Here is a 12292-nt window from a genome sequence, read left to right as displayed (position 1 = left end):
CCATTTTTATTTTGGAGAAAATAATGAAAGTTGAAACCTACAAAGAAACCTATCGCAGTCCTGTGGTGCAAATTCTTGTACCTGCTGAATTTCAAATGGGCGATTTTGAAGTCAGTTTTACCAAAATTACAACACCAACTGAACCAACCAAACTCAAAAATCAACCTAACCCTGCACTAAAGGGGTTGATGACTTTTTATGGTGATATTATGAGTCCAACAACAGATATTGAGGATTGGGAGCTTGATTGATGTTGCTTTTGGATACACATATTTGGATTTATTGGCAAAATCAACAAAAATTACCCCGAAATATCATCAATGAAATTCAAAATGCTGATGGGTTGGCAGTCAGTATCATTTCTTGTTGGGAAGTTGCCCAGTTAATCCGAAAGGGTAAGGTTGGCTTGCCGATAAAATTGGAATATTGGATTGAACTTGCAACAGCGAATGTGAAAATTTTACCAATTAATAAAGAAATCGCTTTATTATCTGAACGCTTGGACTTTCATCACAAAGACCCTGCTGACCGTTTTATTGTTGCAACGAGCATTGTTTATCAAATGCCTGTGGTAAGTTTGGATACGGTTCTTCCCAAATATCGTGAAATTGAGCGGTTACTTATTAACTAACTTTTATGCTATAATATCAAGTTTTACAAATTCCAACGAGCCGGCCACAAATTTTTAACCCAAACGCTGTTCATAGCACCGCCCAAGAACCTTGTCATCACAAAGCCAACAATAGTTAGTAAGGTAAGTACCATGCACCATTTTTGGCATAATTCTTATAATTTAGCGAAGAATTAAAAGAGTATTTTGAAAATCTCAAACAATTTTATCAAAATGCGTTAAATAATCAGCGTTCGGTGTTGATTGTGATTTGTTAGTTGTGCGTCTAGTTTTGGCAAAAATCGCCACCTGTGATTTATTGGATTATCATGAATGGCGATTGATTTTTTGTATGTTATTTGAAATGATTAAATATTCTTGGCACTTCGCCATAATATACACCCAATCCCATGCCTGTCGGGCCGTGGTTGGCAAGGGAGACGGTGGAAACAGGAATCACAGGTACGTTACGCAGTCCATAGTCATGGGCGAGAATGTTTTTAAACTCATTAGTGTGTAGCCCGATGGACGTATCAATGATATACACAAAGGCGTCCTGCCCTCCCATCTGATGCGTGATGATGTCCGCCATGTGATACATGACACGCCCGAACTTACGCACTTTGTCTTTGACGACGATATAGCCATCATCATTCATCCATAGTACAGGCTTGATGCTAAATAAGTTGGCAATCATACTGGCAGGGGCAGAGAGTTTTTTGTTGCGGACGATAAAGTTTAGGTCAGATAAGGTAAACATGAACAGACTGTTTTTTCGTAGCTCATCAAGACGGTTGATGATTTCTAGCATGGATTTGCCTTCTTGCATCATCAAGTCCGCCTCAAATGCCAATGCCCCCTCGTCAATATTTAGGGTTTTGGTGTCGTACACATAGATGTTCATTTTGCCAACAAATTTAGTTTTTAGTGTATTAAAAATTTCATGGCTTTTACTAATGGCCGATGAGATGGTGCAAACCAATACCTCTTCATAGCTTTCAGCGTACAATTCGTCAAATAAGGCATTAATCTCATCGGCGGTGGGTGGACTGGTTTTGACGGACAGATTGGGTTTGTCGTAGAGCATTTGACTTAGGCGTGCGGTATCAATGTCTCTGATATCAAGATGGTCTGTGCCATCAATAATGACGTGAAAAGGCACTAAACGCACGGTATGAGGCGTGTTGATGTAGTTTAAGCTAGAAGAAGATGTGCTAAGAACAATGCGTTTCATGAGAACCTACCAAATAAAAATCACACAGGGTGTGATGGCAAAATAAGATGAGCAAAGATTTTATATTAAATAGGTGGGCAAATTTATGATGTTTAAATGATTGGAGTAAAATTCGAACAAAGGACTAGGGCGTGCCTACCATTGATAACATTTTTATAAAATAAAATGAAAATTTAGCACTTTTATCAATTTTTGCATAAAAAATGGCTAAATCTTGTGGCTCGAAGTTAAAAATTTGTCTGATAGAATAACTATCAGTCTGCGTTTTTTCCTTGAAAAACGTGCGATTTTTCTCATTTTTCATTGCAAATACCAAAGTTAAACACGCCCTAAAAAAGCAACGATGCTATTTAATATAAACAATTTGGGTCATTTTAAATAAAATTCATCCAAAAGTAAATGTTTTTATCAAGTGTTTTTTGGTAATAATTGTTTTGGTAAAGGTTAATTTATTTAATCTCTCAATGGGGGTATGCCTTGCTATTTTCTAATGAATGGGCAAGGTAAACACCCCTGCATAAACCCGCCCAACTTTGACGGATTTGTATAGATTGGTAGAAAAAGGGATAAGGATGTCATCTAGGGCGGTATCACTCTCAATGTAGCACAGCGTGTCAGCGTGGTAAAGTCCATGCTGTATAATACCACTGATGATGTCATGCCAAATATCAAGGGCATAAGGCGGGTCAATAAAGATGATATCAAAAGGCGTGCTGAGCGTGGGCAGGGCGGTTTGGGCGGTGCCATTGATGATGGACAGCTGGCTGTGGGTGAGTCTTAGGATGTCGGCATTGTGTTTGATGGTGCGTGCTTGGGTCGGGTTTGGTTCTATCATGACGACATGGGATGCCCCCCGTGATAATGCTTCAAAGCCTAGCACGCCCGAGCCTGCACAGACGTCTAGCACTCTGGCGTCATGAATGTCTGCCATGAGCCAGTTAAAGAGTGTTTCACGCAAACGGTCAGGGGTAGGTCTTAATCCATCAGCGTCCACAAAGCTGATACTACGGCGTTTAAACTGTCCGCCGATGATACGAACTTGATTGGTGGTTTTGTAATGAGACTTGGTTGGTTTTTTCATGGCTGATGAGCTTGTCTGTTTTCTTCTGTCTTTTTGTGTTCTTCTTCGGCTTCTGCCTTGGCGATTTTGGCTTTGATGGCTTCACGCTTGGCGGCACGGATTTTTACCAGTTCTTCATCACTGGGCGGTGTGATGGGATTGGTCTCACGTTGGAGAATCCAGTAATCAAACAAGGCTCGCCCGATGGGGGCTGCCACTTTACCACCGCCACCACCGTTCTCGACGATGACTGCGATGGCGATTTGGGGGTCATCCACGGGAGCAAAACCTGAGAACCATGCATGGTCCCAGTGACGGGAGCTGATGGCGGCTTTGTTATAGCTTTTGCCTTGGGCGATGGATTTGACCTGCGCTGTACCTGTTTTGCCCGCCATACGATAACGGGTGGTGTAGATGCTCTTTGCTGTACCACGTTTGACAGTGTCTTCCATGGCGATATGCATTCTGTCCCAGTCGGCTTCGGTGCCATTAAAGGGGATGACTCCGTCAGGTTTGTCAATGATAGTCACGGGAGCCTGCCCTTCGGAGCGTTTGAGCAGGTGGGGTGTGAGGTGTTTGCCCTTGATGGCGGTCATGGCGGTGGCGTTGGCGACTTGCAGGGGGCTTGCCAAAAATGCTCCTTGTCCGATAGAGACAGAGATGGTCTCGCCTGGTAGCCATTCTTTGCCGTAGGTGTCCATTTTCCATTTAGGCGATGGCATGATGCCCCCTTTTTCGTTGGGTAGGTCAATGCCTGTTTTTTTACCAAAACCAAAACTACTCATCCAATCATGAAGCTTGTCAATGCCCATGCGGTGAGCGTTTTTATAATAATAGGTATCCACACTCATGATGATGGATTTGCTCATATTGACCGTGCCGTGTCCACCTTTTTTCCAGTCACGAAAACGGTGACTGTCCCCCGGTAAGCTAAAATAACCAGGGTCAAAAATGGTGTCATTCCAACCCATGATGCCATAATGCAAAAAGCCCATACTCTCAAAGGGTTTGATGGTAGAAGCAGGTGGGTAGAGTCCTTGCAAGGCACGGTTATATAAAGGCTGGTCAATGTCATCTCGAAGCATACCATACTCTTTGCTGGATATGCCAGAGACAAAGGGGTTGGGGTCATAGCTGGGGTTTGAGACAAAGGCAAGGACGTCGCCATTTTTGGGGTCAAGTGCCACAATCGCTCCACGTCGTCCTGCCAGTTGTTTTTGGGCGGCCATTTGTAGTCCGTAATCTAGACTTAGATACAAATCGTTGCCCGCCACAGGGGGTTTGGTGTCTAGCTGTCGTAGAATCTCGCCGTGAGCATTGGTCTCTACCGACTGAGAGCCTGGTTTGCCAAGCAGGACTTCTTCGTACTGGGCCTCGATGCCGATTTTGCCAATCAAGTCGGTGCCAGCGTACAGGGCTTTTTTGTGATCGTCTTCGGCGATTTTTTTGGCTTCTTTGTCGTTGATACGCCCGACATAACCGATGACATGGGCGAATAGCTCGTCATGGGGATAGACACGGGTGAGTTTGGTCTGAATGCTCACCCCCCGGAAAAAGGGCTTTCGCTCGCTAAACTGAGCAATCTGCTCTTCGGTCAAATCTATCTTGATGGTAATGGGGTTGTTTTTGGATTTGTCTATCCTTGCCAAGATGTCCGTAATCTCTTCATCGGTCAGACCAAAGATGGGGGTAAGTAGTTTTAGGGTGTAAGCTGGGTCTTCAATCTCATCGGGACTGATGACCGCAGAAAAAACCGGTACGTTATCGGCAAGTAACACACCATTACGGTCATAAATATAACCCCGTGATGGCGGGTCGGAGATGAGTTTGATGCGGTTGTTATCAGCGTTAGTTTGGTATTTATTGTATTGATGAACCTGTAAAAAACCATAACGAGCAAACAGCCCAATCATGCCAATAAGCACAAATAACGACGCCACGATCACTCGGCGTACAAAGACGCGAGTGCTGATGTCAGAATCGTTAGGACGTGATGAGGTCATGATTGGCACAAAAGAACAGCAAAAAACCCCTAATTATAGCATATTTTCAAAGGTATATTCAATTTTATGATTTATCATCAGGGTAATCGCACTATATTTAATTTTTGGCAACTAAAATGATGGTTTAAACAAATTGGTAATTTTTAGATGCAAAATTATTTAAAAGCTCACCAATTAAAAGCTCACCAAGACAATTAAAATTTGAATAATTTATTAAAAATATATTTAGATAAAATTAACTATAAATACTAAATTTGCTTGATTTTTAATCAATTTATGTAAAATTTTTTTAGTGCGATTGCTCTGGATGATGTTAGATAAGCCATTGCAATTTTTGATAAATTGGTTATAATACACCAATTTTATTGGGAGATGCATGATGGCTAAAAAATTACTTGTTGTCAGTCTTATTGCCACGCTTACTCTGACCGCTTGCCAAAAAGCCGAAGAAACCCCTGCCGAACCAAAAGCAGAGACCACCGCCCCTGCCGAACAAACCGCCACGCATGACCACGCTCATGGCGAGCATGACCACGAACACAAAGATGGCGAACATAGTCATGACCACGATGACCACAAACATGGTGAACACGCTCACGACCACAGCCACGACCATGCTCATGATAATGGACATCACCACCATGCCGATGGCGACGAATACCAATGTGGCGACAAAACCGTCCACATCGCCGTCCACAACCACGAAGGTGAAATCGAAGCTCACCTAACCACCGATGACATCACTTATGACCTAGCCCAAGACGTGCAAACCAAAGGACGCTTTACTTCTGATGATAGCATTGCTGGCGACGACAAGGGCATGGCATTAACCATTGATGGCGATAAAGCCAAAATCACCACGCTAGATGATACCGTCATTGTTGAATGCACCAAAGCAAGCTAAAACCGTTAAGGTGTTTAAAACAAAAGACCTGAATCACCATCAGGTCTTTTTTATGGCTATTTATCAGGCATATAAATCAGACATCAATCCATGACAGACAAGAACAAACACGCTTAAACCTAAAACTGATAATACCGCTCCAAGGCAGGGACGATTTGCTTTTTACGGCTGACCACGCCTGCCAAGGCAAAGACCTTATCATCACAGTTCGCCCCGAATGCCTTGGAGATAATCGCATTTTGGGCAGGGTCATGGGCGAGTGCATAGCCCATTTGCTCCTTGATGTCCACCACCGCAATCATAAGATAATCCACGCCTTTTTCTGCCTGAATGAGTTTGGCAGTGGCTGTTAGCTCATCGATTCTGGCAAATATCTGACTGGGGGCGATCGTCTCAATCCCTGCAATGCCCCACCTCGTCGCTCCAAGCTCATAGCTTTTATAATCCATCAGCAAAATATCACGGGCGGACAGATGACTGACATCACTTTTGGCAGAAAACATCTCATCTGCCAGTTTATCCTTATCCGCCACGTTCATCTGACACAGCTCACAAAGCTTTTGCACCACGATACGGTCATCATCGGTCGTCGTGGGACTGCTAAGATTTAGCGTATCCGAGATGATGGCACAGAGCATGAGCCACACCATGCTTGCGGTGATGTCCACGCCCTTTTGGGTAAACATCTCATACAAAATGGTGCAAGTACAGCCCACAGGATGGATACGCACATAAGCAGGGGTGGGCGTGGTCAGTCCGAGCTTATGATGGTCGATGACGTAGCGGATATCAAACTCCGCCAAACCCTTGATGGACTGGGCAGGTTCGTTATGGTCGGTCAATGCCACTTTATCGCCCTGTCCCGCAATGTCGGTCGGGCGACTGGCGTCTAGATACGGCAGGAGCTTGGTGGGCAACTCATCATTAGGGTAACGCTCAAACCAACGGGCAAGCACAAATGCCGTTTCAAGGTTCGGCTCGCCCAGACGGTATGCCTGTGCTGATATGCCTTGGGCATTTAGCCAATGGGCAAACGCAAATGCCGAGACAAAAGCGTCCGTGTCGGGGGATGTATGTCCAAAAACGTGGTGCATGGGGTTCCTTAATGGTGCTTGATAAAGATGTTTAAAAAGACGCTCAAAGAATACATCTAACAAACTTGATACTTACCACAGGTTTGTAGAGACTGGCTCTGCACGTCCTTTAATGCTATCAGTTTTATAGGCGTGTACAGCACGCCCCTACACCCAAACATCATTGCATTTGTAGCAATTTTAAAGTTTCTTAGGTGTATTCAAAACCAACAAAACCTTCTTTTTTAATCATCTTATTTCTGTGGCGTTTTGGTAAACTTACTAAGCTCATAGCCGTTTTGCTTGGCAATACCCAGATACCGCTCATAAGTGGCATCGTCCAGCGTGGGCGTGCGAGACAGCACCCACAGATATTTATGGTTGGGCGTGCCGACTAGGGCGGATGTGTAGCGTCCGCTTGTGTCTTGGTCGCTTGCCAGCACCCAATAATTGGCTTTGCCGATGGGTAATTTTTTTAGAAAACTGGGCAAAAAGCTCACTCGCAGTTTGGTATTGGTCTCATCGGTGGCGTACGCTTCGCCATTGACCGATGTCATGCCATCTTTGGTGGCACAGGCGTTTAGGACGTTGATTTTGCCGTTGTCTTTTAGGCTGTATGTGGCGGTGACGTTATGGGTGCATTTGTCTTGAAATGACATGGGCAAGCGTCCGATTTCATACCATCTACCCAGATAGTCATCAAGGCGAATTTGGCTGACGGTTGTCGGTGCTGTGCCGTTTGTGGGCGTGGCAGTACAGGCACTCAGGGCGGACAAGGCGATGACACTAAAAAGTAAGGATTTGGCAGGTTTGACGTAAGACATAATTTTTCCTTTAACACTTTAATAAATAATGTTTATTAAATTATTGTAGCACACTCCTGTTGTTTGGTCGCTGTTGTTTTGTTGTGATTTGTTCGCCACTTTTCACCCATCATCATTTTAACCCATCGTAAAGCCGTGAAACATCGCCAAGAACAAATCTCATTTAAAATCAAAACAATGTTTTACATCCAAAAACATCATCACAACCTTCTGATTTTTATTATATTTTTAAAAATTCTCTACCATCTCTCCATCTTTTCCCCAAAATCTGTGGATAAGCCTGTGGATAACTTTAAAATTTGGGGCGTTATGCCATGATTAATCGGCAATGGCAGTTGATTGTATAAAATTTATACAGTTTTTTGTCAAATTTTTTCTATTTAAAATCAATAAGTTATGTCATAAATTTTTGGCAAATGTCCCAATATGACAATCATGTTTCACGCTCATGACATGATGACCGCCCTGTGGATAAAATAAGAACGGCAAACATGATATTTACCGTTTTTAAATATTTATCCAAGGCAGGCGTTGGGCGAATATTTAAAGGATTGATTTTGGCAAAATAGACAAAACTGTGGTAGAATTAGCCGTTTTATTTTTACCCTATTGTTTACCATTTATTTTGTTAAATTTTGATTTTGTCAATTAGCCAATCGCCTAGCCCATTGCCAAACCCCAACAAGTGATGATTTATGTTTAATTCCATCTGGCAAGCCCTAGCTGAACACCCCGAATTTATCGCCATGCTCACCATTCCGCCCGTTACGGCTTTTGTAACGTGGGCTCATGTGTGGATGGCGTTAGAGATGTTATTTCACCCCATTAAGTTTTGGGGTATTCGTGTGCGTGGTATGCCGTGGGGCTTGCAGGGCTTAGGCTGGCAAGGCATTGTCCCTGCCAAAGCAGGCAAAATCTCTGGGGTCATCGTTGATCAGACCTTATCCAAACTTGGTAACATCGATGAGTTTTTGCAGGCGATGGAGCCTGAGGAGATGGCACAGTTCATCACCGAGACGGTGGATAAGAATTTAGAGAGTCTCATTGATGAGATTATGCTCGAACGCTACTATGCTCTGTGGACGCATACCCCGTACGCCATCAGACGGCGGATTTATGCTCATGCACACAGTGAGATGCCAGCGGTGATGAAGTCCTTAGTCATTGACCTGACCGCCAATGTCGAGGAGCTGGTGGACATGCGGGCGATGATTGTCAAACGCATGGAGAGCGACCGCAAACTCATGGTAGACATGTTTTTGCGAGTGGGTAAAAAAGAGATTAACTTCATCTGGAAAATCAGTGCCGTGATTGGCTTTGGTTTTGGGATTATTCAGATGGGGATTTTTTATTTTGTGCCACAGCATTGGACGGTGCCGTTTTTTGCGGCGATTTGGGGGGCATTAACCAACTGGATTGCCATTTGGATGGTGTTTAACCCTGTCGAGCCCAAAAAAGTCCCCTTTATCCGCCTGTTCCGCTATGACAATGGTCGGGTCAAGCCCATGTTGCCCCATTTTCATGTTTATGACTGGCAGGGCGGTTTTATGAAACGCCAAGATGAAGTTTCCAGCGTGTTTGCTGAGATTGTCGTAAATGAGCTGGTTACTTTAGAGAACATCATGAGCGAGATGATGTATGGCACTCGCTCGGCAAAAACCCGTGAACTCATGAAATCGCACTTATATGAGCTGTTAGAGTCGCCTGTGGTTAAATCCATTTTAAAAGTGGGTATGGATAACAAAGAGCTAAGTGCCTTTAAAGACACCATTATTGACAAATCCATTGATGCGACGATGATACCCATTAGAGACCCCAAACTTAACACATCTCGGGCAAGCAAAATCTTTGGGCTGTTTGAATCTCGTATTCGAGAACTCTCGCCTCATGAATTTCAAAACCTGCTAAGACCTGCCTTTAAAGAAGATGAGATGACATTGGTGATTTTGGGGGCGATAACGGGGCTGTTGGCAGGGTGGTTACATTTGATTGCGGTGTTTTTTTGAGTGGCTTGAATATTTATTTTAAATTTAAAATAAAGGCTCTGGTTCAAAAAGTATGTTACAAAGAAAACCGTTCGTGGCGAGCTTGGGAAACCTAACGGTTTTCCTACCCGCAGGCAGGCTCAGGGCGAACGGAAAACTAGTTCAGCATACTTTTTAGACTACTACCAAAATAAATTACTGCCAAGCTTGATTGTTATGGCATTAAATGGTGCATGGCATGCACTCTGCCATTTACATTCTACAAAATGAAAAAGTACCACGGTTTCCGTTCGTGGTGAGCCTGTCGAACCATGACGGAAACCAACCCTTCGACAAGCTCAGGGCGAACGGTTTCCGTAGTAAAATTCAATTTTGTTGGCTGTATCTATTTATAAAATTCAAATGGCTAAATTTATTTTTTAAAAAATTATCTTATAAATTTTAAATATCATTAATATGATGATTTATTTTAAAATTCATTTTTAAACAAATTTTTATCAATTTTATTTTTAAAAATTAATAAAAACAAAACCCAAATAGCCGTCGCTAACTTGATGAGAATGTCTTTATGCTAATCACCGAACTGGGGTATTTCGCCTTACTGCTTGCGTTGGTGCTTGCGATACTACAAACCGTCCTGCCTGCACTGGGCGTGATAAAACATCAGACCGCTTGGCAACGCCTTGCCCCAAGCCTTGCCGTGGCAGGGTTTTTGGCGATGCTGGTGTCCTTTGTGGCACTCATGGCAGGGTTTTTGTACAACGATTTTAGTTTGGTGTATGTGGCAGGGCATTCTAACAGCCTGCTCCCGTGGTACTATAAGCTATCAGCGACATGGGGCGGACATGAAGGCTCGCTACTGCTGTGGCTGACGATACTGGCGACGTGGTGTATGCTTGTGGCGGTGTGTAGCCGTGGGCTACCGCTGGACATGCGAGCCAGAGTGCTGTCGGTGCTTGGTGGGGTGCAAGTGATGATGCTTGCCATGCTGACCTTTACTTCAAATCCCTTTGTGCGGACACTGCCAAATCTGCCTGTGGACGGGGCGGATTTGAACCCACTGCTCCAAGACCCCGGACTTATTTTTCATCCGCCCATGCTGTACATGGGTTATGTGGGGCTTGCCGTGCCATTTGCCTTTTGTATGGCAAGCCTGTGGGCGGGTCGGCTTGATGCGGTGTGGACACGGTGGTCTCGTCCGTGGACGGTGGCGGCGTGGGTGTTTTTGACCTTAGGGATTGCCATTGGGTCGTGGTGGGCGTATTATGAGCTCGGTTGGGGTGGTTGGTGGTTTTGGGACCCTGTGGAGAATGCGTCCTTGATGCCGTGGCTTGCCAGTACTGCTCTCATGCACTCGCTTGCCGTTACCGAAAAACGTGGCGTATTCAAGGCGTGGACGATTATGCTTGCCATTTTTGGCTTTGCTCTGTCGCTCTTGGGGACGTTTTTGGTGCGTTCGGGTGTGATCACCTCTGTGCATTCGTTCGCCGCTGACCCGACTCGTGGGATGGCGATTTTAGCGATTTTAGGGGTGGTCATTGGCGGGGGCTTATTGATGTTTGCTCTGCGTGGTTGGCGTTTGACCGTGGAGAGTTTTTATCAGTTAAAATCCCGTGAGACCATACTGGTTATTAATAACATCATTCTGCTAGTGGCGACACTGGTGGTGCTGTTAGGCACGCTGTATCCGATTATCGCTGATGCCTTTAAACTCGGTCAAGTCTCGGTGGGCTCGCCGTATTTTAATGCGTTGTTTGTGCCATTATCATGGGTGTTACTTGCCTTTATGGGGGTGGGGGCGACCATGCGGTATAAATACGACAGCCGTCCCATGCTAAAAGTACTTATGATGACGGTAGTGTGTAGCTTGCTACTGGGTGTGGTGGGTTGGTATATGATAAACCTACTGGGTGAGAATACGCCCTTTGACCATACCATTTATATCACGGCAAGTCTGTCGGCGTGGGTGCTACTGTTTATCGGGCTTGATATTAAGGATAAGACTCGCCATGCCAAGGGGTTTACCAATGGACTGCGTAAACTTAGCCCAAGCTATTATGGCATGCAAATCGCCCATATCGGTGTGCTGGTCACCGCACTGGGCGTGGCAGGCGTGAGTGCGTTAAGCATGGAAAAAGACGTGGCGATGACGGTGGGTGATAGCATGCATGTGCAGGGTTATGATTTTTATCTACAAGATTTTGACCTAGTGCAAGGCTCCAACTACGATGCCACACGGGCGACCATACAAGTCAAAGCAGATGGCAGGCTCATTACCACGCTCTATCCTGAAAAGCGAAACTATGTCGTCTCGATGATGCCGATGACCGAAGTGGGACTGCGAGCGAGCCTGTTTAATGAGCTGTATGTCGCCCTAGGCGAGCCGATTGTCAAAGACGGTAAGGTGGATAATAACACTTGGGCGGTACGTGTACACGTCAAGCCCATGGTGCGTTGGCTATGGCTTGGCTCTATCATCATGGCGTTGGGTGGGTTTATTGCCATGCTTGATAAACGCTATCGCATGAAAAAAGTCAAGGCGGATTTGGCAAAGAGCAAGCCAAGCCCAACAACGGTTAATCAAGACAATGGCAAAAAT

At 44.7% G+C, this 12292-nt stretch carries 9 protein-coding genes and 2 pseudogenes; 6 read left to right on the top strand and 5 right to left on the bottom strand.

Going from position 1 to position 12292, the window contains the following annotated elements; genetic code table 11:
* Positions 1-23: 23 nt before the first annotated feature.
* The 3 genes and pseudogenes from B0182_RS03285 to B0182_RS15310 all read left to right on the top strand — a co-directional run.
* Positions 24-251 (top strand): hypothetical protein, encoded by a 228-nt coding sequence (locus B0182_RS03285; protein WP_078273577.1) that lies wholly within the window; start codon positions 24-26, stop codon positions 249-251.
* A complete protein-coding gene (locus B0182_RS03280; RefSeq protein ID WP_078273576.1) occupies positions 251-631 on the top strand; it encodes a type II toxin-antitoxin system VapC family toxin in 381 nt (126 codons plus the stop codon). Before B0182_RS03285 ends, B0182_RS03280 begins: the two co-directional genes overlap by 1 nt.
* A 179-nt stretch (positions 632-810) precedes the next feature.
* A pseudogene (locus tag B0182_RS15310) lies at positions 811-888 on the top strand (hypothetical protein); the annotation flags it as partial.
* A gap of 77 nt (positions 889-965) precedes the next feature.
* Here the strand turns inward: B0182_RS15310 and B0182_RS03275 are convergent.
* From B0182_RS03275 to mrdA, 3 genes are all read right to left on the bottom strand, one after another.
* Positions 966-1844 (bottom strand): DegV family protein, encoded by an 879-nt coding sequence (locus tag B0182_RS03275; RefSeq protein WP_078273575.1) that lies wholly within the window; start codon positions 1842-1844, stop codon positions 966-968.
* A gap of 487 nt (positions 1845-2331) precedes the next feature.
* Complete coding sequence (gene rsmD, locus B0182_RS03265) at positions 2332-2925, bottom strand: 16S rRNA (guanine(966)-N(2))-methyltransferase RsmD (protein ID WP_078273573.1); 594 nt, start codon at positions 2923-2925, stop codon at positions 2332-2334.
* Positions 2922-4907 carry a penicillin-binding protein 2 gene (gene mrdA / locus B0182_RS03260; protein ID WP_078273572.1) on the bottom strand — a complete coding sequence of 662 codons (1986 nt, stop codon included), beginning with the start codon at positions 4905-4907 and terminating at the stop codon, positions 2922-2924. Before mrdA ends, rsmD begins: the two co-directional genes overlap by 4 nt.
* 379 nt (positions 4908-5286) lie before the next feature.
* Here mrdA and B0182_RS03255 point away from each other — a divergent pair, with 379 nt between their 5' ends.
* Positions 5287-5811, top strand: a complete 525-nt coding sequence (locus B0182_RS03255; protein WP_078273616.1) for a hypothetical protein — start codon at positions 5287-5289, stop codon at positions 5809-5811.
* Positions 5812-5930: 119 nt separating this feature from the next.
* Here B0182_RS03255 and B0182_RS03250 read toward each other — a convergent pair whose 3' ends face one another.
* On the bottom strand, positions 5931-6905 hold the full coding sequence (locus B0182_RS03250; protein ID WP_078273571.1) for a manganese-dependent inorganic pyrophosphatase: 975 nt from the start codon (positions 6903-6905) through the stop codon (positions 5931-5933).
* A 233-nt stretch (positions 6906-7138) separates the two neighbouring features.
* Positions 7139-7708, bottom strand: coding sequence for a lipocalin family protein (locus B0182_RS03245; RefSeq protein WP_078273570.1), 570 nt, complete (start codon positions 7706-7708; stop codon positions 7139-7141).
* 695 nt (positions 7709-8403) lie between these two features.
* Here B0182_RS03245 and B0182_RS03240 point away from each other — a divergent pair.
* Together B0182_RS03240 and B0182_RS03230 are read left to right on the top strand one after the other, a co-directional pair.
* Positions 8404-9714, top strand: a complete 1311-nt coding sequence (locus tag B0182_RS03240; protein WP_078273569.1) for a DUF445 domain-containing protein — start codon at positions 8404-8406, stop codon at positions 9712-9714.
* 547 nt (positions 9715-10261) lie between these two features.
* Positions 10262-12277, top strand: a pseudogene (locus B0182_RS03230) (heme lyase CcmF/NrfE family subunit); the annotation flags it as partial.
* Between the last annotated feature and the right edge of the window lie 15 nt (positions 12278-12292).

The organism is Moraxella bovis (assembly GCF_002014975.1).
Lineage (GTDB): Bacteria > Pseudomonadota > Gammaproteobacteria > Pseudomonadales > Moraxellaceae > Moraxella > Moraxella bovis.
Note: the sequence above shows the minus strand (reverse complement) of the source record. Positions and strands in the feature narration are given on the sequence as shown.